This window comes from Pseudomonas sp. QTF5, from assembly GCF_000512695.2.
Classification (GTDB): domain Bacteria; phylum Pseudomonadota; class Gammaproteobacteria; order Pseudomonadales; family Pseudomonadaceae; genus Aquipseudomonas.
This window is the reverse complement of record NZ_AZRW02000028.1, coordinates 53359-76391: the sequence shown is the minus strand read 5'-3', so window position 1 is coordinate 76391 and position 23033 is coordinate 53359. Positions and strand designations below refer to the sequence as shown.

The 23033-nt window shown below is 58.5% G+C and carries 17 protein-coding genes; 12 read left to right on the top strand and 5 right to left on the bottom strand.

The window, feature by feature from the left end; genetic code table 11:
* Window positions 1-299: 299 nt before the first annotated feature.
* The 3 genes from IC37_RS20400 to IC37_RS20390 all read right to left on the bottom strand — a co-directional run bounded on the left by IC37_RS20400 (window position 300) and on the right by IC37_RS20390 (window position 2924).
* A complete protein-coding gene (locus tag IC37_RS20400) occupies window positions 300-1550 on the bottom strand; it encodes a ribonucleotide-diphosphate reductase subunit beta (RefSeq protein WP_007905373.1) in 1251 nt (416 codons plus the stop codon).
* A gap of 651 nt (window positions 1551-2201) precedes the next feature.
* A complete protein-coding gene (locus IC37_RS20395; RefSeq protein WP_030131765.1) occupies window positions 2202-2474 on the bottom strand; it encodes a hypothetical protein in 273 nt (90 codons plus the stop codon).
* 186 nt (window positions 2475-2660) lie between these two features.
* A complete protein-coding gene (locus IC37_RS20390; protein ID WP_030131766.1) occupies window positions 2661-2924 on the bottom strand; it encodes a DUF2790 domain-containing protein in 264 nt (87 codons plus the stop codon).
* 446 nt (window positions 2925-3370) lie between these two features.
* Here IC37_RS20390 and acs point away from each other — a divergent pair, with 446 nt between their 5' ends.
* Entirely contained in the window at window positions 3371-5326 is a 1956-nt protein-coding gene (gene acs / locus IC37_RS20385) for an acetate--CoA ligase (RefSeq protein ID WP_030131767.1), read from the top strand.
* 398 nt (window positions 5327-5724) lie between these two features.
* Here the strand turns inward: acs and IC37_RS29575 are convergent, their stop codons facing one another.
* Entirely contained in the window at window positions 5725-6012 is a 288-nt protein-coding gene (locus IC37_RS29575) for a hypothetical protein (RefSeq protein ID WP_143519227.1), read from the bottom strand.
* A gap of 36 nt (window positions 6013-6048) precedes the next feature.
* Here IC37_RS29575 and IC37_RS20380 point away from each other — a divergent pair, with 36 nt between their 5' ends.
* The 6 genes from IC37_RS20380 (at window position 6049) to IC37_RS20355 (ending at window position 11431) form a co-directional block, all read left to right on the top strand.
* The gene (locus IC37_RS20380) at window positions 6049-6822 is read left to right on the top strand and encodes an ABC transporter substrate-binding protein (protein WP_030131768.1); all 774 of its coding nucleotides are present in this window, start codon (window positions 6049-6051) and stop codon (window positions 6820-6822) included.
* A gap of 90 nt (window positions 6823-6912) precedes the next feature.
* A complete protein-coding gene (locus IC37_RS20375) occupies window positions 6913-7602 on the top strand; it encodes an ABC transporter permease (RefSeq protein ID WP_030131769.1) in 690 nt (229 codons plus the stop codon).
* Window positions 7599-8297, top strand: coding sequence for an ABC transporter permease (locus IC37_RS20370; RefSeq protein WP_030131770.1), 699 nt, complete (start codon window positions 7599-7601; stop codon window positions 8295-8297). The genes IC37_RS20375 and IC37_RS20370 overlap by 4 nt, the downstream gene beginning before the upstream one ends.
* 1 nt (window position 8298) lies before the next feature.
* Window positions 8299-9411 carry a M14 family metallopeptidase gene (locus tag IC37_RS20365; protein WP_030131771.1) on the top strand — a complete coding sequence of 371 codons (1113 nt, stop codon included), beginning with the start codon at window positions 8299-8301 and terminating at the stop codon, window positions 9409-9411.
* Between the two features lie 27 nt (window positions 9412-9438).
* Window positions 9439-10203 carry an ABC transporter ATP-binding protein gene (locus tag IC37_RS20360; protein ID WP_007904680.1) on the top strand — a complete coding sequence of 255 codons (765 nt, stop codon included), beginning with the start codon at window positions 9439-9441 and terminating at the stop codon, window positions 10201-10203.
* Between the two features lie 247 nt (window positions 10204-10450).
* Window positions 10451-11431, top strand: a complete 981-nt coding sequence (locus IC37_RS20355; RefSeq protein ID WP_030131772.1) for a GlxA family transcriptional regulator — start codon at window positions 10451-10453, stop codon at window positions 11429-11431.
* A 33-nt stretch (window positions 11432-11464) separates the two neighbouring features.
* On the opposite strand, the gene IC37_RS20350 is transcribed toward IC37_RS20355, so the two are convergent.
* The gene (locus tag IC37_RS20350; RefSeq protein ID WP_030131773.1) at window positions 11465-16174 is read right to left on the bottom strand and encodes a dermonecrotic toxin domain-containing protein; all 4710 of its coding nucleotides are present in this window, start codon (window positions 16172-16174) and stop codon (window positions 11465-11467) included.
* Window positions 16175-16461: 287 nt separating this feature from the next.
* Here IC37_RS20350 and IC37_RS20345 point away from each other — a divergent pair, with 287 nt between their 5' ends.
* The 5 genes from IC37_RS20345 to astB all read left to right on the top strand — a co-directional run bounded on the left by IC37_RS20345 (window position 16462) and on the right by astB (window position 23020).
* On the top strand, window positions 16462-17682 hold the full coding sequence (locus IC37_RS20345) for an aspartate aminotransferase family protein (RefSeq protein WP_030131774.1): 1221 nt from the start codon (window positions 16462-16464) through the stop codon (window positions 17680-17682).
* A 223-nt stretch (window positions 17683-17905) separates the two neighbouring features.
* A complete protein-coding gene (gene aruF / locus IC37_RS20340) occupies window positions 17906-18925 on the top strand; it encodes an arginine/ornithine succinyltransferase subunit alpha (RefSeq protein ID WP_030131775.1) in 1020 nt (339 codons plus the stop codon).
* 87 nt (window positions 18926-19012) lie between these two features.
* Window positions 19013-20038 (top strand): arginine N-succinyltransferase, encoded by a 1026-nt coding sequence (astA, locus tag IC37_RS20335; RefSeq protein ID WP_030131776.1) that lies wholly within the window; start codon window positions 19013-19015, stop codon window positions 20036-20038.
* Complete coding sequence (gene astD / locus IC37_RS20330) at window positions 20038-21504, top strand: succinylglutamate-semialdehyde dehydrogenase (RefSeq protein WP_030131777.1); 1467 nt, start codon at window positions 20038-20040, stop codon at window positions 21502-21504. Before astA ends, astD begins: the two co-directional genes overlap by 1 nt.
* A gap of 169 nt (window positions 21505-21673) precedes the next feature.
* A complete protein-coding gene (astB, locus tag IC37_RS20325; RefSeq protein ID WP_030131778.1) occupies window positions 21674-23020 on the top strand; it encodes an N-succinylarginine dihydrolase in 1347 nt (448 codons plus the stop codon).
* Window positions 23021-23033 lie beyond the last annotated feature (13 nt).

Below are 23033 nucleotides of genomic sequence, written 5' to 3'. Positions count from 1 at the left end.
TGAGCGTGGAACGAGTGTCCGGATGTTGGTGGGCTGAGTGTCCGGATGGCGTGGAATGCGCAGATTGACCAAGCTTTCTACGTTGGGCGTTTCTTAGGCACCTGCGATGGAGCTTAGAGGTGCTTTTAGCGGGTATCAATGGAGAAGCAGCTGTAAGTGCTGTAGGAGATTTAGCGCTGTGACGTAGGGATGGAAAAAGACTACTCATTGCCCATAAAAAAGCCCCGATCAGATCGGGGCTTTGCTTTTTTGACTTGTCGACTCAGGCTGCAATCGTCAAATCGTGGCGAGCTAGGCTATTAATCCCAGCTCAAAGCTCCACCAGTCTGATACTCAATAACCCGAGTCTCAAAGAAATTCTTCTCTTTCTTCAAGTCCATAATCTCGCTCATCCAAGGGAACGGGTTAGTCGTCCCTGGGTACTCTTCCTTCAAACCAATCTGGCTCAACCGACGGTTAGCGATGAACTTCAGGTAATCCTCCATCATCGCCGCATTCATGCCCAATACCCCACGAGGCATGGTGTCACGAGCGTATTCGATCTCCAACTGAGTCCCTTGCAGAATCATCTGCGAAGCCTCTTCCTTCATTTCAGCATCCCACAAATGCGGGTTTTCGATTTTGATCTGGTTGATCACGTCGATGCCGAAGTTCAGGTGCATGGATTCGTCGCGCAGGATGTATTGGAACTGCTCGGCGACGCCGGTCATTTTGTTGCGGCGGCCCATGGAGAGGATTTGGGTGAAGCCGCAGTAGAAGAAGATGCCTTCCAGAACGCAGTAGTAGGCGATCAGGTTGCGCAGCAGCTCTTTGTCGGTTTCGACGGTGCCGGTTTCGAACTTCGGATCGGAGATCGAACGGGTGTATTTCAGGCCCCAGGTGGCTTTTTTCGCGACCGATGGGATCTCGTGGTACATGTTGAAGATCTCGCCTTCATCCATGGCCAACGATTCGATGCAGTACTGGTAGGCGTGGGTGTGGATCGCCTCTTCGAAGGCCTGGCGCAGGATGTACTGGCGGCATTCCGGGTTGGTGATCAGGCGGTACACGGCCAGGACCAGGTTGTTGGCAACCAGGGAGTCGGCGGTGGAGAAGAAGCCGAGGTTGCGCATCACGATGCGGCGCTCGTCGTCGGTCAGGCCTTCCGGATCTTTCCAGAGGGCGATGTCGGCGGTCATGTTGACTTCTTGCGGCATCCAGTGGTTTGCGCAGCCGTCCAGGTACTTCTGCCAGGCCCAGTCGTATTTGAACGGGACGAGCTGGTTGAGGTCGGCGCGGCAGTTGATCATGCGCTTTTCGTCGACAGCAACGCGGGCGGAGGCGCCTTCGAGTTCGGCGAGGCCTTCGGCGACGTCGAGGGTGTCCAGGGCAGCTTTGGCACGGGCGATTGCGGCAGAGTCGGTCGCGGTAACAGCGCGAGCTTCTTGAGCGGCGACACCACCAGCGGTGTCGAGTCGGTCCATGTTGGCTTCAGTCGCGTGGCCGGCGTTGGCGCCTTTTACCACGGTCTCGCCGCTGTCTTCTTTGTCGAATTCGTCCCAGCTCAGCATGACGTGTCGTCTCCTGCGTGAGGGCCAGTTGCCCGTGTGAAAACTGATAGGTTGGTTTTTCACACGGGCAACTGGCCGCGTTGGATCTAAAGGAAATCGTTTTTTGCAGCAGTACAACGCAGGCAATAAACAGAATTTTGTACGGGTGTTCCGAAGCCTGATGGGCGCAGAAAACGTGAACCGCTCTGCGTGGGCTTCAGACTGACTTTTCACCCCTGTAAGGGAATATTGCAGGCCCGTTTAAGTGCGCATTATAAGGAAATTTTCGGCCCCGTGGTGCGGCGAAATGGCACTCGGAGCGGTCGGCGAGGGGCGTTTTCAGGTTGGAGCGAGGGTTTACAGGGCTTTGGCGGAGGAAGTTTTTTTTTCGTCTGTTTTAGCTGGTTTTTGACGGTGAGGGCTGGGTGTTGGCGTCGTTATGGTCTGCTGTTGTGTTGCAACCCTGGTGGGGCGGGGCTTTCAGGGCAGGAGGAGGGGGTTTGTGGGCGGGATTGTGTGCAGTTTTTGGCTGAAAATGTTCTTGAAATAGGCTGCTCAAAAAACAACCAGAAACGGCGGTTTTTACTACATGTAGTGGTTTTGGTCGATTTTTGACCGCTCCAGACACAACTAAGCCCGACCGAAGTCGGGCTGTGATGTCACGTTCGATTTTTAGCTGAAACGAGCTGCACCTACGTGGTCAGCACCATCGGCAGCGACCTTGGCGGCGCCAGTGTGATCAGAACCATCAGCAGCAACCTTGGCAGCGCCAGTGCGATCGAAGCCATCAGAAGCGAAAGACGCCGAACCGGTATGGTCGTAACCGTCAGAAGCGACAGCCGCTTCAGTGAAAGTAGCCGAGCCAGTGCGGTCGTAGCCATCGGCGGCGAAGGTGTTGGCGGCCAGGACGGAAAGAGTCAGGGCGAGGATCAGTTTGGTTTTCATGGTAGTGGCTCCAGGTTCGTTGGCGTTTTGTGCCTTGGGTGTGGAATTCATCCTACGCCAACTAATTTGATTAAAAAGCGCAAATAAGCGCTTAAAACAATCGTATTTATCGATGCGAGGTTCGGCGCTTCATCTGCCTTTAAAGCGGGCGGGTGGGGCGAGCCTTGATAAATAAGAGTGGGCGGATCAGCCGTTAGAGCAGCCGTTACCCATGACGCTGTAGCGCAGAATGTGCCGCTGACCTTTGGAGTCGTCGTATTCCATTTTTGCCGGAACTACTTCGCAGACATTCGGGATTTCGCTCATCGATATAACTTTGGCGATGTCCAGGTGAGTGGAGTAGGTGTATTCCTCAATGGCGGGTTGTTGCTGTGCGACATCAGTCGGGACCTCATCTGCCATGACGGTTGCGCACAGACTGCTGAGGGCCAGAACCCATAAAGCTTTCATTTGAAATTACCTTTCTGAGGTCGAATGGGGGCACGCAAACTTTTTGGGATTGCGTGTGGCGCTTTAATAGAGAGTCTTGGATTAACTGCCTTCGTGGGGGCTGCAACTGGGTTAATCGCGTTGCCTTGTTGGCGAGACCGATTTTAGGCCTGGGGATGGCGTGCATATAGCCGTGCTTTTGATAAACACCTTTGACGGATTTGGTAACAATCGGCGTTTTTCAGGCAGACCGCGTTATCGTTCTTCGCGGGCAAGTCGGATCGCCGCACCGCTCGCTCCTACAGGGCGGGGGCGGCGTTGTATTCGGGACGTCCGTTCCAGCCCTGTTTTTGCTTATCAGGACATTTCGTAGGGGCTTGTTACTACCATCGTCGAATGGTTCTATAGGCCCCGCCCGGCTACAACTGGGGCCATACAAAAACAACTATTCCACCGAGGTAAGAAAGATGAGTGCGGCTTCTTTGTATCCCGTTCGTCCCGAGGTAGCAGCCAACACGCTGACTGACGAGGCCACCTATAAGGCCATGTATCAGCAGTCGGTCGTCAACCCGGACGGCTTCTGGCGCGAACAAGCCAAGCGCCTCGACTGGATCAAGCCTTTCACCACGGTGAAGCAGACGTCCTTCGACGATCACCATGTCGACATCAAATGGTTCGCCGACGGCACGCTGAACGTTTCCTACAACTGCCTCGACCGTCATCTGGCCGAGCGCGGCGATCAAATCGCGATTATTTGGGAAGGGGATGACCCTGCCGAAAGCCGCAACATCACCTACCGCGAGCTGCATGAAGAAGTCTGCAAGTTCGCCAACGCCTTGCGCGGCCAGGATGTGCACCGCGGCGACGTGGTGACGATCTACATGCCGATGATTCCCGAAGCCGTGGTCGCCATGCTGGCCTGCACCCGGATCGGCGCGATTCACTCGGTAGTGTTTGGCGGTTTCTCGCCGGAAGCCCTGGCTGGTCGCATCATCGACTGCCGCTCGAAAGTGGTGATCACCGCTGACGAAGGTATTCGGGCCGGCAAGAAGATCCCGCTCAAGGCCAACGTCGACGACGCGCTGACCAACCCGGAAACCAGCAGCATTCAGAAAGTCATCGTGTGCAAGCGCACCGGTGGCGACATCAAGTGGAACCAGCATCGCGACATCTGGTACGAAGACCTGATGACAGTGGCGGGCACCGTTTGCGCGCCGAAGGAAATGGGCGCCGAAGAAGCGCTGTTCATCCTTTATACCTCCGGTTCCACCGGCAAGCCGAAGGGCGTGCAGCACACCACCGGCGGCTATCTGTTGTACGCGGCCATGACCCATGAGCGCGTGTTCGACTACCGTCCGGGTGAAATCTTCTGGTGCACCGCCGACGTCGGCTGGGTCACCGGCCACAGTTACATCGTCTACGGCCCGCTGGCCAACGGGGCGACAACGTTGCTGTTCGAAGGCGTGCCGAACTATCCGGACATCACCCGGGTGGCGAAGGTCGTCGACAAGCACAAGGTCAACATCCTCTACACCGCGCCTACCGCGATCCGCGCGATGATGGCGTCGGGCACCGCCGCTGTAGAAGGCGCCGATGGCAGCAGCCTGCGTCTGCTGGGTTCGGTCGGCGAGCCGATCAACCCGGAAGCCTGGGACTGGTATTACAAGAATGTCGGCAAGTCCCGTTGCCCGATCGTCGATACCTGGTGGCAGACCGAAACCGGCGGCAACATGATGAGCCCGCTGCCCGGCGCTCACGCCCTCAAGCCGGGCTCTGCGGCACGACCGTTCTTCGGCGTGGTGCCGGCGCTGGTGGACAACCTGGGCAACATCGTCGAAGGCGAGGCCGAGGGTAACCTGGTGATTCTCGATTCGTGGCCAGGCCAGGCGCGTACGTTGTATGGCGACCATGACCGCTTCGTCGACACCTACTTCAAGACCTTCCGTGGCATGTACTTCACCGGTGACGGTGCGCGTCGTGACGCTGACGGTTACTACTGGATCACCGGTCGCGTGGATGACGTGCTTAACGTTTCCGGGCACCGCATGGGTACTGCCGAGATCGAAAGCGCGATGGTCGCGCACCCGAAAGTCGCGGAAGCGGCGGTGGTCGGTGTGCCGCACGACATCAAGGGGCAGGGCATTTATGTCTACGTCACCCTGAATGCTGGCGAAGAGACGAGCGAGCAATTGCGTCTGGAACTGAAAAACTGGGTGCGTAAAGAGATCGGCCCGATTGCTTCGCCGGATGTGATTCAGTGGGCGCCGGGGCTGCCGAAAACCCGTTCGGGCAAGATCATGCGCCGGATTCTGCGCAAGATTGCTACGGCGGAATATGATGGGTTGGGGGATATTTCGACCCTGGCCGATCCGGGTGTGGTGCAGCATTTGATTGATACGCACAAGACCATGAACGTCGCGTAAGCGCTGGTTCTTGAGTCATCGAAGCCCCGCCAGGTGTTGAGCCTGGTGGGGTTTTTTTATGGTGATCGGTCTTGAGTCGTCAGTGCCTGTGCGGGCCTCTTCGCGAGCAAGCCCGCTCCCACATTGAACCTGAGTTGCGCACAAAATCTGTGTTCACTGGAGGTCAAATGTGGGAGCGGGCTTGCTCGCGAAGGCGGTCTGACAGGCGCCACATAAACAAAACCGAACCAATATTTATCGGTTCGCCCGTAGGCGCTTTCCCACTGTTACCCATCACCCTTCAAGTAACTGAATGTGTAACCGCGCGCCCGACAACGAGGCATTGGGAAACGCAAAGCCCCGTTTCAGGGCTTCTCAACCCGGCATGAAAAATAAGACCCTACGCTGTGCTTGCCGGATTAGAAGGGTTTGCCAATAATGGGCCCGCAATTTGCAATATAGATCGGTTCACTGTCTTTTTCTCTTGCATGAAATTGCAAGGCTGTCAACGCGCTCAAGCGGCTTTCTCGGTGCATCTGTAATTTGTTGTCGCATTGAAGAAATATCGGCTTCCGGCCTGTCGTTAGAATGCCGATCACTCGCTCGTCGTTGCCGGTGTTGAAATCAATGTTTGATTCAGCGCACGCATCCCAGGACGCAGCACCGCTTAGCTGTTTAACCCATTCGCATATTGGGCTGTCGCTCACTCTGCCGTTTTTGCCCTTTACCGATGGAGTCCCAAGATGAAGAAACTTGTGCTGCTTGGCGCCCTGGCACTGTCCGTGCTGTCCCTGCCGACCTTCGCCGATGACAAGCCCGTAAAAATCGGTATCGAAGCGGCTTACCCTCCGTTCGCCTCCAAAGCGCCGGACGGCAGCATCGTCGGTTTCGACTACGACATCGGCAACGCCCTGTGCGAAGAGATGAAGGTCAAGTGCGTGTGGGTCGAGCAAGAGTTCGACGGCCTGATCCCGGCACTCAAAGTGCGCAAGATCGACGCGATCCTGTCGTCCATGTCCATCACTGAAGACCGCAAGAAGTCCGTGGACTTCACCAACAAGTACTACAACACCCCGGCTCGCCTGGTCATGAAGGCCGGCACTCAGGTCAGCGAAAACCTGGCTGAGTTGAAGGGCAAGAACATCGGCGTGCAACGTGGTTCGATCCACGAGCGTTTCGCCCGCGAAGTCCTGGCCCCGTTGGGTGCCGAGATCAAGCCTTACGGTTCGCAGAACGAAATCTACCTCGACGTGGCCGCCGGTCGCCTGGACGGCACCGTGGCAGACGCGACCTTGCTGGATGACGGTTTCCTGAAAACCGACGCCGGCAAAGGTTTCGCCTTCGTGGGCCCGGCCTTCACCGACGAGAAGTACTTCGGCGACGGCATCGGCATCGCAGTACGCAAAGGCGACGCCTTGAAAGACAAGATCAACTCCGCGATCACTGCCATTCGTGCAAGCGGCAAGTACAAGCAAATCCAGGACAAGTACTTCGCCTTCGATATCTACGGCAAGTAATCGTCCCCGCAACACGTCCGAAATGGCGCAAGCAACAGGATCTCTGAGGTTTGCGCCATTTTTTCATCCCAACTTTCGAGGACCTGAATCATGTTGAAAGGCTACGGGGCTGTCATCCTCGATGGCGCATGGCTGACGCTTCAGCTCGCCTTGTCGTCCATGGTCTTGGCCATTGTTCTGGGTCTGATCGGCGTAGCGCTGCGTCTGTCGCCGGTGCGCTGGCTGGCCTGGCTGGGCGACCTGTATTCCACGGTGATCCGCGGTATTCCCGATCTGGTGCTGATCCTGCTGATTTTCTACGGCGGCCAGGACCTGCTCAACCGCGTCGCGCCGATGCTCGGCTATGACGACTACATCGACCTGAACCCGTTGGCCGCCGGTATCGGCACCCTGGGCTTCATCTTCGGTGCGTACCTGTCGGAAACCTTTCGTGGCGCCTTCATGGCAATCCCGAAGGGGCAGGCAGAAGCCGGCATGGCGTACGGCATGAGCAGTTTTCAGGTGTTCTTCCGGGTGTTGGTGCCGCAGATGATTCGTCTGGCGATTCCGGGTTTCACCAACAACTGGCTGGTATTGACCAAGGCGACCGCGCTGATTTCGGTAGTCGGTCTGCAAGACATGATGTTCAAGGCCAAGCAGGCGGCAGACGCTACCCGCGAGCCTTTCACCTTCTTCCTCGCAGTGGCGGCGATGTACCTGGTGATCACCAGCGTCTCGTTGCTGGCATTGCGTCACCTTGAGAAGCGCTACTCGGTAGGCGTAAGGGCGGCTGATCTATGATCTTCGACTACAACGTCATTTGGGAGGCCTTGCCGCTGTACTTCGGCGGCCTGGTGACCACCCTCAAACTGCTCGCACTGTCGCTGTTTTTCGGTCTGCTGGCGGCACTGCCGCTGGGGCTGATGCGCGTCTCCAAGCAGCCGGTCGTCAATATGAGTGCCTGGCTGTTCACTTACGTGATCCGCGGCACGCCGATGCTGGTGCAGCTGTTTTTGATCTACTACGGTCTGGCGCAGTTCGAAACGGTACGTGAAAGCTTCCTCTGGCCGTGGCTGTCCAGCGCTACGTTCTGTGCGTGCCTGGCCTTCGCCATCAACACCAGTGCCTACACCGCTGAAATTATCGCCGGCAGTCTGCGCGCCACGCCGAACGGTGAGATCGAAGCGGCCAAGGCCATGGGCATGTCACGGGTCAAAATGTATCGCCGGATCCTGCTGCCCTCGGCCCTGCGCCGGGCGCTGCCGCAGTACAGCAACGAAGTGATCATGATGCTGCAGACCACCAGTCTGGCGTCCATCGTGACCCTGATCGACATCACCGGTGCCGCGCGCACGGTCAACGCTCAGTTCTACTTGCCGTTCGAAGCCTACATCACCGCCGGCGTGTTCTATCTGTGCCTGACGTTCATTCTGGTGCGCCTGTTCAAAATGGCCGAGCACCGCTGGCTGGGCTATCTGGCCCCGCGGAAGCACTGATATGGAACGCATCGATCATGCATTGCCGTGGAGCCACCTGGGCAGCGAACGCCGGATTTCGGTGTTCCGCTTCGGTGCTGGCGAGCGCAAGGCCTACATCCAGGCCAGCCTGCACGCCGATGAACTGCCGGGGATGCGCACGGCCTGGGAGCTGAAAAAACGCCTGACCGAACTCGAAGCCCAAGGCTTGCTGAACGGTGTGATCGAACTGGTGCCGGTGGCCAACCCACTGGGCCTCGGTCAATTGCTTCAGGGTAATCATCAGGGGCGTTTCGAGGCCGGCAGCGGCAAGAATTTCAACCGGGATTTCGTCGAACTGAGCGAGCCCGTTGCCGCTGAGCTGCAAGGACACCTGGGTGACGATCCTCACGCCAATATCCGTTTGATCCGTGAAACCATGAGCGATGTGTTGGCTGCATTGCCGCCTGCCGAGAGTCAGTTGCAAGGCATGCAGCGCATTTTGCTCAGCCATGCCTGCAATGCAGACGTGGTGCTGGATCTGCACTGCGATTGCGAAGCGGCGCTGCACATGTACGCCTTGCCGCAGCACTGGCCGCATTGGCGTTCACTGGCTGCACACTTGAACGTCAAGGTCGGGCTGCTGGCGGAAGATTCCGGCGGCAGCTCCTTTGATGAAGCGTGTTCGCTGCCATGGCTGCGTCTGTCGCGTCTGTTTCCAGACGCTCAGATTCCATTGGCCTGTCTGGCGACGACCATTGAGTTGGGTGGCCAATCCGATACCGGTCGCCCAGAGGCGGAGGCTTACGCCGAAGGCATTCTGGCGTTCCTCGCTGAACAAGGCTTGATCAGCGGTGAGTGGCCAAAGCCTGTGCAAGACGCCTGCGAAGGCCTGCCGTTCGAAGGCACCGAATTGCTGTTCGCGCCACATCCTGGCGTGGTTAGTTTTCTGCGCAAACCCGGTGAGTGGGTTGAAGCGGGCGACGAGATTTTTGAAGTGATCGATCCGTTATCGGATCGGGTCAGCACGGTGTGTGCTGGTACGTCCGGGGTGCTGTTTGCCATTGAACGGCTGCGTTATGCCCAACCCGGTTTCTGGCTGGCCAAGGTGGCGGGGCGCGAAGCGCTGCGTCACGGGCGCTTGCTCAACGACTGACTGACTGTTTTTGTGAGAACCGACCGCATGTACAAACTTGAAGTCCAAGACCTGCATAAACGCTATGGCAGTCACGAAGTGCTCAAGGGCGTGTCCCTGAAAGCGGCGGCTGGCGATGTGATCAGCATCATCGGCTCCAGTGGCTCCGGCAAAAGTACTTTCCTGCGCTGCATCAACCTGCTCGAGCAGCCGCACGCGGGCAAGATTCTGCTCAACAATGAAGAGCTGAAACTGGTCGCCAACAAGGACGGCGCGCTGAAAGCCGCCGACCCGAAACAGCTGCAACGCATGCGTTCGCGCCTGTCGATGGTGTTCCAGCATTTCAATCTGTGGTCGCACATGACCGCGATGGAAAACATCATGGAAGCGCCGGTCCACGTGCTCGGCATGTCCAAGACCGAAGCCCGCGAGAAGGCCGAGCACTACCTGAACAAGGTCGGTGTTGCTCATCGCAAGGATGCCTACCCGGGCCACATGTCCGGCGGCGAGCAGCAGCGTGTGGCGATTGCCCGTGCGCTGGCGATGGAACCGGAAGTGATGTTGTTCGACGAACCGACTTCGGCCCTTGACCCTGAGTTGGTCGGCGACGTGCTGAAAGTCATGCAGGCCCTGGCACAGGAAGGCCGGACCATGGTGGTGGTGACGCACGAAATGGGCTTTGCCCGTGAAGTGTCGAACCAGTTGGTGTTCCTGCACAAAGGCGTCGTCGAAGAAAGCGGCAACCCGCGCGAAGTGCTGGTCAATCCGCAGTCGGAACGTTTGCAACAATTTTTGTCCGGCAGCTTGAAGTAATCAGGGCTGCCGTTGTGCACCTGGATAGTGCATGCTTCGCAAGCTAGAGGCTGGCCTCGATCCCCTGTGGGAGCGGGCTTGCTCGCGAAAGCGGGGTATCAGTTACATCAATGTTGACTGACACTCCCTCTTCGCCAGCAAGCCCGCTCCCACATTTAGATCTCTGGTGTTTTTGAGATTTGCGTTCATTTACGGGCTAGCATTGGCCCATGCCTTCATCACTGTTCTTCGCTTCGGATTGCCCGCCATGACTGCCCATCGAATTGGTTTCCTGATTTGGCCCAGCACTAAAGCTCTGACGCTTGCGCTGGCTGAGGAGGCCTTGCGTGTTGCCCAGCGTGTGCACCCGGACGTTGTTTACGAACTGTCGTTTTTGCAGGCCGAACCGCCGATCGAAGGTGCCTGGCAATTGCCGGGTGAACCTTGGGCCGGCAAGCTCGAAAACTTCCAGAAACTGTTCCTGCTCGCCGACGAGCCGCCGACCTCACTTGCGCCAGCGCTCAGCAGTGGGCTGAAACAACTGGTGCGAGCCGGTTGTGTGATTGGCGGTTTGTCGGCCGGTGTTTACCCGTTGGCGCAGTTGGGTTTGCTCGACGGATACCGCGCTGCCGTGCATTGGCGCTGGCAGGACGATTTCGCCGAGCGTTTCCCGAAGGTGATTGCCACCAGTCATCTGTTCGATTGGGATCGCGATCGCCTCACTGCATGCGGCGGCCTGTCGGTACTCGATTTGCTGCTGGCAGTGCTGGCCCGTGACCACGGCGCCGAACTGGCCGGTGCGGTTTCAGAAGAGCTCGTCGTCGAACGCATCCGTGAAGGCGGCGAGCGTCAACGCATTCCGTTGCAGAACCGCTTGGGTTCCAGTCATCCGAAGCTCACCCAGGCGGTGTTGCTGATGGAAGCCAACATCGAAGAGCCGCTGACCACCGACGAAATCGCCCAGCATGTGTGCGTATCGCGTCGGCAGCTGGAGCGGATCTTCAAGCAATACCTCAACCGTGTGCCGAGCCAGTACTACCTGGAATTGCGCCTGAACAAGGCCCGGCAGATGTTGATGCAAACCAGCAAGTCGATCATCCAGATCGGCCTGTCGTGTGGCTTCTCTTCGGGGCCGCATTTCTCCAGCGCCTACCGCAACTTCTTCGGCGCCACGCCGCGGGAAGATCGCAACCAGCGGCGCAGCAGCAGCCCGTTCGAGTTATCGTCGGTGCCGTCCGAGCGTGGCTGAAAAAGCAACCCGCGCCCGGAGTCGAAGATCGCTTCACTCGTCGATTTCAGAACCTTCGGAAGTTGAAATTTCCATTTCACCTTGATCGATGACCTCTTGTATGCCGAAGTCAATTCGCGTGCGTTCGAAGTAGTTGATCAGTCGTTGCAGGCTCTCCTGCGAAAACTGATTGCCTCTGAGGTTAATGTTCTCGGCGGTTTCCAGCGGCAACTCCAGTAGGTCGCTGGAGACTTCGGTGATTGCGTTGTTGCACAGGTCTGCCCAATCCAGCTCCTCCAACTGGAACAGGCCCTGGGGTATCTCGGTAATGCCAGTGTCATTGAGCAGAATGTTCGCCAGGTTCCTCATCTGGCTCAGGTCCGGTGTTTGCCCCAGAGGGTTGAGGCTCAGATCGAGGTAGTCGAGCTGATCCATTCCTGCCAGTGCGCTGGCCGATTCCGATGACAGGCTGACTTGGCATTCGGGGAGCGATAACGACCGCAGTTGACCCATCTTGAACACCGCATCGGGAATGTCGCCCAGATTGCAGGCACGAAGCCTGAGGTTCTTGAGATTGGGGAAAGATTCCAGAAAGTGCCCGACGCGGGTCACGCCTTCGGAACTGAGTAACTCCAGCGATGTTACATGGCTGAAGTCGGCGTTCAGGGTCGGCAGCTCTCCGTTGATGAAGGTATGGAAAACCAGTTCGAAGGTGGGCTCCAGCGCTTCATTGAAATCATCCAGTTCACTTTCATGCCGCCAGCATTGCTCCAATGTCTGTTTGAACTGGTCGCGGTTCAGGTGCTCGGCAAACTGTTGTTGTGCATTGAACGGTTCGCCCGTCCGAGGGTGCAGAGGCGGCAGGTCGGCTGTCCATGCCGCCAGATCGTTGTTTAGCTGAGTGAGTTCTGCCTCCAGATTTGTCAGCGTTGTCCGGCCATCTGCGAATGTGCCGGGCAGTTCGTACACAAACTCGCTTGCCTGTTCGATTTCCAGGTTTGGATAGAGCGCCCTGACTCGTTCTATATCCGCCTCCGGTGCAGACACACCCAGATCGTAGCCCGTATCGAGGTAGTGATGCTTGATCAATTCCCGGGTCTGGTCGCTCAGCGGATTCTGTGAAAGGTGTATGCCGCGTTTGTCGCAAACCGGGCTATCGAACAAGCCGGGAGGCAACTCGCTGATGTTGTTGTTCATCAACATGAAGGTATCGAGCCGGGCGTGTTGCAAGGTACTGACGGGGATTTCGGTCAGCCCGGTATCGCTCAGATCCAGATGAGCGAGGTCGGGCATTGATTCAACACTGGGTACACCTTCAACCGGATTTCGGTACAGATCCAGCATGACCAGTTTTTTCATTGAGGACAGTTTTGACCAGGCAACAGCATCGAAATGGATTGCGCAATCGCTGAGTATCAATGTTTCAAGATTCACCATTTGCCCGATGGCATCGGGAAGTGTGTTCAGGGCGAAGCGGCGTAATTCCAGTCGGCGAAGACCGGTGAAGTGCTGCAGAAAGCCGGGCACCCCATGCATGGCATGACTGCCGTCGAGGGCGAGCGACGATACGTGGCTGAAATTGGCCGTCAGGCTCGGCAGGTCGCCCGGGATCGCTTCAGGGAACCGCAACGCATACCGCTCGCTGCCATCCGGTGCATCGAAGTCCCGGTCGGACTGCCGTCGCCAACTGCGCTGGATTTCCTGGGCCAGCAACCGTCGGTTGTGTCGCATGGCCTGCTGTCCCAGGTCGTTCAGCGGGAGCCCGGTTTCAGGGTGGACGGTGGGGGCTTCGCTTACCCAGCGCTCAAGATCCCCATGCAGTACGTGGAGTTCACTGGCCAGGCGTGAAAGCTCGTTGCGAGCGCCGTCGGGGTGACGCTGTAGCTGGGAGGCCACGGAGCGCAGCTCTTCCTGAGTCAGGCTGGGATAAACCTCGCGAACCCTGTCATCGAGCGTTGGTGTAGATCGATTGCTGCGACCGTAACCCTGGGTGCCACCGGGCAAGCGCATGGTCGTCGGGTCATAGAAGGGTTTTCGACGCGGGTTTTTTGCGAACAGCGTGCGCAGCTGCGGTCGATTCACCGCGTGCTCGGTAATGTGTTGCTTGAGCACTTGGCTGTCTTCGGTGCCAAGACCCAGCGTAGTGCGCTCGGCCTCCGGCAACGCCTGAAGCAGGGCGCTATAAAAGTCGCCCGGTTGCTGATTGTTTTGGTGAACTTGATAAGTGCCGTCATCTGCCCGAACCAATGTTTTGAGGAGTGGCGCGTCAGGCTGGCCAATGCTGTCGCGCAGTGACCCGTCAAAAGAAAAATCCCTGACTTCAATGCGCAGGTGAGTGGGCCAGCCCGGCAGCGATTCGAGGCTATGCAAGGCCAGTCGATGGGTGTCCGTAGTGTCCATCTCTTGCAGATAAAACCCTTCATAGGCTCTGGCGACACGCACGGCCTCCATGGCTTTGAGTGCCACGTCTTTCAATCGCTGGGGCACGCGTCCATCGTGTAATTGCATCAGCTCGGTGCCGGAGGCGTTGCTCACCAGTTCTTGCGCGATGTCTGTCGGTAGTCCCTGAATTTCGCCAAGCAGTAGCTGGACCTGACGGTCATCGGTTTTTTCAAGTTCACGGTAGCGAGATTCGAACAGCGACAGGCGATGGTTCAGCGCCTGATATCGTTCTGGATGGTCGCTATCGGCCTGATCGATCAATGCCTGAATATCACGATCGATTTTGAAGCGCTTGATCGTGTCGGTCAGCAGCGAAGGCGGGCGATGGTTCTCGACATGGATTTCGCGCAACACATTGTCGTGGAAGCCGCTGATGCGCAGGATTTGCTCACGCTCGGCACTGCTGAACGACTCGACGCTGTGGCCGAGGCGGCGCATCACGGTTTCCCGGTCCCATGTCAGCGGTTGGTCCAGTGCTGTCTGCCAGGCGCCATGATCGTTGTGACGCAGGGGTGGCTGATAAGCATCGGCCCGGTTTGGATGCTGGATTTGAAACCGGCCAGTCTCGCCATCCGGTGTTACGGCATAGAGCTTATCTTCGAGGCGCAGCAATTTTTTGCCCTGATGCTCATACAAACCGAGCTGATCGGGTTTGGCTACGGTTGGCAGCGTGACCGATTGCTCATAAGGCGCAAGATCCGGCTTCCAATAGCGGGTTCGGCCACCGGCAGACTGGACGGGTTTGAGCGGTGAAATCAGCGCTACCGCGTCGCGAGACAACAGAAGGTTGAATGCACCGGCAGCCATGGCGCCGCCTACCGCGAATGTCCCGAGCTGAGTCGCCGTCTCGACGATGTTCATCAAATGTCCGAAGGCTTCGGTCTTCAAGCCTTCTGCCCAGTCGACGATGCCTTCGAAGGTGTCGTCGAGTACCTGGTAAGCCAGGTAGGCCAGCATCAGTTCGCCCAGCAACGGAACAAAGGGCAGGGCAATGAACGATGCCACTTCAACAATCGCGGTGGCGATTTTGCTGAAGGAGTCCCACAACGCCCATCGCGCATTTCGATCGGCACTTGCGGTGGAAACGGCAAGGGTGCGCGCATCATTGAGGATCTTGTTCAATTGCTGTTGATAGAGGTGAGTCCACAGGTCGGTTTTGATCGGGCTCACCGAAAACTGCAGGTTGAGCTTGTCGACCGGTGTGTCTCGCCAGCTGGGAAGTGGATCGCCCTGCTTGCGCTGATGCCAGGTAACGGTGCTGAGGCGGCGGTTGAGATCGGCGAAAAAGTAAGCCCTTTCCTGATGGCCGACGAATCGGCTGAAGAACGCCTGGTAAGCGGGTGAGCGCAATTGGCGGGTCAGCTCGGTCAAGAAGGCCTGTGCGTCAGGGTATTGTTTGAGCGGGTGCTCCGGGTCGTCCGGAATGTAGACGATGATCCGCGTTGCCTGGCGGGAGCGCTCCAGATTGGGGGCGAAAATGACAATGCCGGTCAGCAATGAAGACATCATCGTCAGGTCATGACCGTGCAACAGCTGGCCATCCAGTCGCACGTCTTTGCGGTCTTGCGTGATGCCGAGCATCGATTGGTAAGCGTCGGTCGGCAGCTCTTCGCGAATGTGAGCCAGATGCAGTGCGGTTTGAAGGGCGGCTTTGTGTGTCTTGCTGACGTTCGATTTCAACACCGCGCCGGCCACCGGATTGGTCAATCCCAGATTATTTTTGAGGTACGCCTCGTACTGACCACCGATATCCAGTTCCCGGCATAACCGGGTGAAGCTCTGAATGGAGAGTTGGCGTTTAATGGCCGGCAACGTATCGAACCGACCGGCGGGCGAGGGTTCGGTGATGAATGTAGAGGCGGACTCGTAAGCGTCCGGCTCTGTCTCCGAAGCCTGAAAGTTGTGCAGGGCTGCGTCGAGTAGCGATACCGTCCAGGTGCGGGCAGCACCGGATTTGATCGGGAGCCAGGGAATGTGCTGAGGAACGTACAGGCGCAGGAAAGTGGTCTTGACGTCCAGATCAAGGCCGAAACGGGTTTTCAATGCATTGCTCAGAAGCGGTTCGGCGAAGTCCCGGGCGTTTTTCAGTTTATTGAGCATCGCCTCCAGACGGTTGCGCTGGATCAAGTGTTCCCCGCTGGCCAATTTCAGCAATTGATGTTGGCTTGCAGTGGCGTGCCAGTCAGGGAATTTCAACGAGGCGCTCTTTAGCGCGGTGAGCGTCACAGGCGATGCTTTCAATACCCAGTCGGGCAGATTTTTGAACGCGGGGTGGAAATGCGCGTCCGGCAGAGCAGTAAGCACTAGGTCTTGTTGATTCATTGCGCTAATCCCTTAGCGTTTGGATGGACGCGCAGCAAAACAGATGATGAAGCACTGCATGCGGTACATATTTACCGCACCGCTCGCCAACCCTGCCTATAACCTGTGCCGTCGGTTTAAACTGCGCCTTTGCGACCCTATTTGTCGCATTGCCGTAAACCCGGGCAAAACCGGTGTTTGCGCTATAAGAAGTTGTCGCTTGGCGGCAAGGCCGGGCTGAAAACTGTCCTTACAATCCCCTCATCGCTCGCCAGTTTCAGGCGAGCGTTCCTCTTCAGGAGACTCCGATGTCCGTTGAGCACGCTGCGGTAGAACGCGCCGATTTCGACCAGGTAATGGTTCCCAACTACGCGCCAGCCGCTTTCATTCCCGTGCGTGGTGCCGGTTCCCGTGTTTGGGATCAGTCCGGTCGCGAGCTGATCGACTTCGCCGGCGGGATTGCCGTTAACGTATTGGGCCATGCGCACCCGGCGTTGGTCGGTGCCTTGACCGAGCAGGCGAACAAGCTGTGGCACGTGTCCAACGTGTTCACCAATGAGCCGGCCTTGCGCCTGGCCCATAAGCTGGTCGACGCTACGTTTGCCGACCGTGCCTTCTTCTGCAACTCCGGCGCCGAAGCCAACGAAGCCGCGTTCAAGCTGGCCCGTCGCGTCGGCTTCGACCGTTTCGGTAGCGAGAAGTACGAAATCATCGCCGCGCTCAACAGCTTCCACGGCCGCACCCTGTTCACCGTGAACGTTGGTGGCCAGTCGAAGTACTCCGACGGCTTCGGTCCGAAAATTACCGGCATCACCCACGTGCCGTACAACGATCTGGCCGCACTGAAAGCTGCCATTTCCGACAAGACGTGTGCAGTGGTCCTGGAGCCGATCCAGGGCGAAAGCGGTGTGATCCCGGCTGAGCTTGAATACCTGCAAGGTGCCCGTGACCTCTGCACCGCGCACAACGCGTTGCTGATCTTCGACGAAGTGCAAACCGGCATGGGCCGTACCGGCCATCTGTTTGCCTATCAGCATTACGGCGTGATCCCGGACATCCTGACCAGCGCCAAGAGCCTGGGCGGCGGTTTCCCGATCGCAGCGATGCTGACCACCGAAGACCTGGCCAAGCACCTGGTCGTCGGCACCCACGGCACCACCTACGGCGGCAATCCGCTGGCGTGTGCGGTCGCGGAAGCCGTGATCGATGTGATCAACACCCCCGAAGTGCTGGCTGGCGTCAACGCCAAGCACGACAAGTTCAAGGCTCGCCTTGAGCAGATCGGCGAGAAGTACGGCCTGTTCACCCAGGTTCGCGGTATGGGCCTGTTGATCGGTTGTGTGCTGAGCGATGCCTGGAAAGGCAAAGCCAAAGACATCTTCAACGCCGCTGAAAAAGAAGGCCTGATGGTCCTGCAAGCCGGCCCGGACGTGGTGCGTTTCGCCCCGAGCCTGGTGGTGGAAGACGCCGATATCGATGCCGGCCTGGACCGCTTCGAACGTGCCGCGGCCAAACTGACGCAAGCCTGATAGTTATTTCGACGCCTGATCATTCAGGCGTCGAACCCAATTTTTATGCCGGACCGGATCAAATGTGGGAGCGGGCTTGCTCGCGAAAGCGGTGGGTCAGACAGCAATGATGTCGACTGATACACCGCTTTCGCGAGCAAGCCCGCTCCCACATTGGTCCGAGTGTCTTCAATGACTGCCCGGTTATTTTTCCTAAAGTGTTAGATGAGAAAGGAGTGACACCATGCTGGTGATGCGCCCCGCGCAAATGGCTGATCTGGGCGAGGTACAGCGTCTGGCTGCGGACAGCCCGATTGGTGTCACTTCCTTGCCGGATGACGTTGAACGCCTGAGCGACAAGATCGCCGCAAGCGAAGCCTCGTTCGCCGCCGAAGTCAGCTTCAACGGTGAAGAGAGCTATTTCTTCGTCCTCGAAGACACCGCTACCGGCAAACTGGCCGGCTGCTCGGCCATCGTTGCTTCGGCCGGTTACTCCGAGCCGTTCTACAGCTTTCGTAACGAAACTTTCGTGCATGCCTCTCGCGAACTGAAGATTCACAACAAGATCCACGTGCTCTCCCAGTGCCACGACCTGACCGGCAACAGTCTGTTGACCAGTTTCTACGTGCAGCGCGAGTTGGTGGGTTCGCCTTGGGCGGAACTCAATTCCCGTGGCCGCTTGCTGTTCGTGGCCAGTCACCCGGAGCGCTTTGCCGATTCCGTGGTGACCGAGATCGTCGGTTACAGCGATGAAAATGGCGATTCGCCGTTCTGGGATGCCATCGGCCGCAACTTCTTCGACCTCAACTACGCCGCAGCCGAGCGTCTGTGTGGCCTGAAAAGCCGCACGTTCCTGGCCGAGCTGATGCCGCATTACCCGATCTATGTGCCGTTGCTGCCAGACTCCGCTCAAGAGGCGATGGGCCAGGTTCACCCACGGGCGCAGATCACTTTCGACATCCTGATGCGCGAAGGCTTCGAGACCGATCACTACATCGACATTTTCGACGGTGGCCCGACTCTGCATGCCCGCGTCTCGGGGATCCGTTCGATCGCCCAGAGCCGTGTAGTGCCGGTGAAAATCGGTGAGCCGGTCAAAGGTGCCGGTCGTCAATATCTGGTGGCCAACGCCCAGTTGCAGGATTACCGCGCCGTATTGCTCGAGCTCGATTACGCGCCGGGCAAACCCGTGACCCTGGATCTGGAAGCGGCCGAAGCCCTGGGCGTCGGTGAAGGTGCCAGCGTGCGCCTGGTGGCGGTTTAACGCCTGCTGCTATGCCTATAAAGAGTGAATGCTTAGTAAAGCAGCGAGTTTCACGGGTGGCGCAAGCGGCCCGTTTGAGGAGATAGCATGATCGTTCGTCCCGTACGCAGCAGCGATTTACCCGCTCTGATCGACCTGGCCCGCAGCACCGGCACCGGCCTGACCACCTTGCCGGCCAACGAAGAGCGTCTGGCCCATCGGGTCGGCTGGGCCGAGAAGACCTTCCGCGGCGACGCCGGGCGGGGCGATGCGGACTATCTGTTCGTGCTCGAAGATGACAATGGCCGCGTGGTGGGCATTTCCGCCATCGCCGGCGCCGTCGGCCTGCGTGAGCCCTGGTACAACTTCCGGGTCGGCCTGACGGTCAGCGCCTCGCAAGAGCTGAATATCTACCGCGAAATTCCGACGCTGTTCCTGGCCAACGACCTGACCGGCAACTCTGAACTGTGCTCGCTGTTCCTGCATGCCGATTTCCGCAGTGGCCTCAACGGCCGCATGCTGGCCAAGGCGCGGATGTTGTTCATCGCCGAGTTCCCGCAACTGTTCGGCAACAAGATCATTGCCGAAATGCGCGGTGTGTCCGATGACGCCGGGCGCTCGCCGTTCTGGGAAAGCCTGGGTCGGCATTTCTTCAAGATGGAATTCAGCCAGGCCGATTACCTCACCGGCGTGGGCAACAAAGCGTTCATCGCCGAACTGATGCCGAAATTCCCGCTGTACACCTGCTTCCTGTCGCCAGACGCGCGCAACGTGATCGGCCAGGTTCACCCGGACACCGAGCCGGCGCTGGCGATGCTCAAGAGCGAAGGTTTCAGCTACCAAGGCTACGTCGACATCTTCGATGCCGGCCCTGCGGTGGAATGCGAAACCGCCAAGATTCGCGCGGTGCGCGACAGCCAGGCGCTGGTGCTGGCCATCGGCACCCCGGGTGACGACGCCACGCCATTCCTGATTCATAACCGCAAGCGCGAAGACTGCCGGATCACTGCCGCGCCAGCACGCTTCGCCGCGGGCACTTTGGTGGTTGATCCGCTGACCGCCAAACGTCTTCAACTCAACGCTGGCGATCAAGTGCGCGCCGTTCCGTTGTCCGCTGCTCGGGAGTCGAAATAATGAATTCGCTATACGTCGCCGGTGAATGGCTGGCTGGCCAGGGTGAAAGTTTTCAATCGGTAAACCCGGTGACCCAGCAAGTGCTGTGGGCCGGTGAAGGCGCCACGGCCGGTCAGGTCGAGTCGGCTGTGCAAGCCGCTCGTCAGGCGTTCCCGGGCTGGGCCCGTCGTACCCTGGAAGAACGCATCAGCGTGCTGGAAGCCTTTGCCGCTGCGCTGAAGAATCACGCTGACGAGCTAGCTCGCACCATCGGCGAAGAAACCGGCAAACCCCTGTGGGAAGCGGCGACTGAAGTCACCAGCATGGTCAACAAGATTGCCATCTCGGTGCAGAGCTACCGCGAACGTACCGGCGAGAAGAGCGGCCCGCTGGGCGACGCCACTGCGGTGTTGCGTCACAAACCCCACGGTGTGGTGGCGGTGTTCGGTCCTTATAACTTCCCTGGCCACTTGCCGAACGGTCACATCGTACCGGCGCTGCTGGCCGGTAACAGTGTGCTGTTCAAGCCGAGTGAGCTGACCCCGAAAGTCGCTGAGCTGACGGTCAAGTGCTGGATTGAAGCCGGTCTGCCGGCCGGTGTGCTGAACTTGCTGCAAGGCGCTCGCGAAACCGGCATCGCCCTGGCGGCGAACCCGGGCATCGACGGTCTGTTCTTCACCGGTTCCAGCCGTACCGGCAATCACCTGCATCAGCAGTTTGCCGGTCGTCCGGACAAAATCCTCGCGCTGGAAATGGGCGGCAACAATCCATTGGTGGTGGATCAGGTCGCGGACCTCGATGCCGCCGTTTACACCATTATTCAATCGGCGTTCATTTCCGCCGGTCAGCGCTGCACCTGTGCCCGCCGCTTGCTGGTGCCGCAAGGCGCCTGGGGCGATACGCTGCTGGCGCGTCTGGTGGCGGTCAGTTCGGCGATTGAAGTCGGTGCGTTCGATCAGCAACCGGCGCCGTTCATGGGCTCGGTGATTTCCCTCGGTGCTGCGAAAGCGCTGATGGATGCGCAAGAACATTTGCTGGCCAACGGCGCGGTGGCGCTGTTGGAAATGACACAACCTCAGGCGCAGGCAGCCTTGCTGACCCCGGGCATTCTGGACGTGACGGCGGTTGCCGATCGCCCGGACGAAGAGCTGTTCGGTCCGCTGCTGCAAGTGATCCGCTACGCTGATTTCGAAGCGGCGATCGCTGAAGCCAACGACACCGACTATGGCTTGGCGGCCGGCCTGCTGTCGGATTCCGAAGCGCGTTATCAGCAGTTCTGGCTGGAAAGCCGGGCCGGTATCGTCAACTGGAACAAGCAGCTGACCGGTGCGGCGAGCAGCGCGCCATTCGGCGGTGTCGGCGCATCGGGTAACCATCGCGCCAGTGCCTACTATGCCGCAGATTACTGCGCGTACCCGGTGGCCTCGCTGGAAACCCCGAACTTGGTGTTGCCTGCAGCTTTGACGCCTGGCGTGAAGATGGTGTAACGCCCAATCGCGGGCAAGCCCGCTCCCACAGTGATTGAGTGGAACACAAAATTTGTGTACACCTCCGAACCTGTGGGAGCCGGGCTTGCCCGCGATGGCCGCGACACGGTCGCACTGAACAGTTAGTTACTGATGCCTATAAAAAACAGATTCTCGTGGAGCCTCGCTGATGAAATCCTATGAAGTCAATTTTGACGGTCTAGTGGGGCCGACCCATAACTACGGCGGCCTGTCCTACGGCAACGTCGCGTCCCAGAGCAACAGCCAGCAATCTTCGAACCCGAAGGAAGCCGCGCTGCAAGGCCTGGCGAAGATGAAAGCGCTGATGGAAATGGGCTTTCAGCAAGGCGTTTTGGCGCCACAAGAACGTCCGGACGTAGCCGCACTGCGCCGCCTGGGTTTCAGCGGTACCGATGCTCAGGTGATCGAGCGCGCCGCCAAAGAGGCCATGCCGCTGCTGGTTGCCAATTGCTCGGCGTCGAGCATGTGGGTGGCGAACGCCGCCACGGTCAGCCCGAGCGCCGACACTGCAGATGGCCGCGTGCATTTCACTGCCGCCAACCTGAACTGCAAATACCACCGTAGCATCGAACACCCGACCACCAGCCGCGTACTGGGGGCGATGTTCGCCGATCAGAAGCACTTCGCTCACCACGGCGCATTGCCGGCCGTGGCGCAGTTCGGTGACGAAGGCGCGGCCAACCACACCCGTTTCTGCCGTGACTACGGTGAAGCTGGCGTCGAGTTTTTCGTGTTCGGTCGCAGCGCATTCGACACCCGTTACCCGAATCCGCAGAAGTACCCGGCACGCCAGACGCTCGAAGCCTCCCAGGCGGTCGCGCGTCTGCACGGTCTGAGCGATGACGGCGTGGTCTATGCCCAGCAGAACCCTTCGGTGATCGATCAGGGTGTGTTCCACAACGACGTGATCGCAGTGGGTAACGGCGAAGTGCTGTTCTATCACGAGGACGCCTTCCTCGACACCGAGCAGATGCTCGCTGAACTGCACGGCAAACTCGCTAAAGTCGGTGGGAAATTTCAGTCGATCTGTGTACCGCGTTCCGCGGTCACCGTGGAAGACGCCGTTCGTTCCTACCTGTTCAATAGCCAGCTGCTGTCGCGTCCTGACGGCTCCATGCTATTGATCGTGCCGGAAGAATGCCGTGGCAACGAGCGTGTCTGGCAGTACCTGCAAGGCCTGACCAGCTCTGGCGGCCTGATCCGCGAAGTGAAAGTTTTCGATCTCAAACAGAGCATGCAGAACGGCGGTGGCCCGGCTTGCCTGCGGTTGCGTGTCGCACTCAACGAAACCGAACTGGCGGCCGTCAACCAAGGGGTTATCATGACGGCACCGTTGTACGGCACGCTGACCGAATGGGTCGACAAGCACTACCGCGACCGCATGACCGAAAACGATCTGGCGGACCCGCAATTGCTGCTTGAGTGCCGGACGGCACTGGATGAACTGACGCAAATCCTTAAACTGGGCGCGGTTTATCCATTCCAGATCAATTGAAAGTCTCAAACGA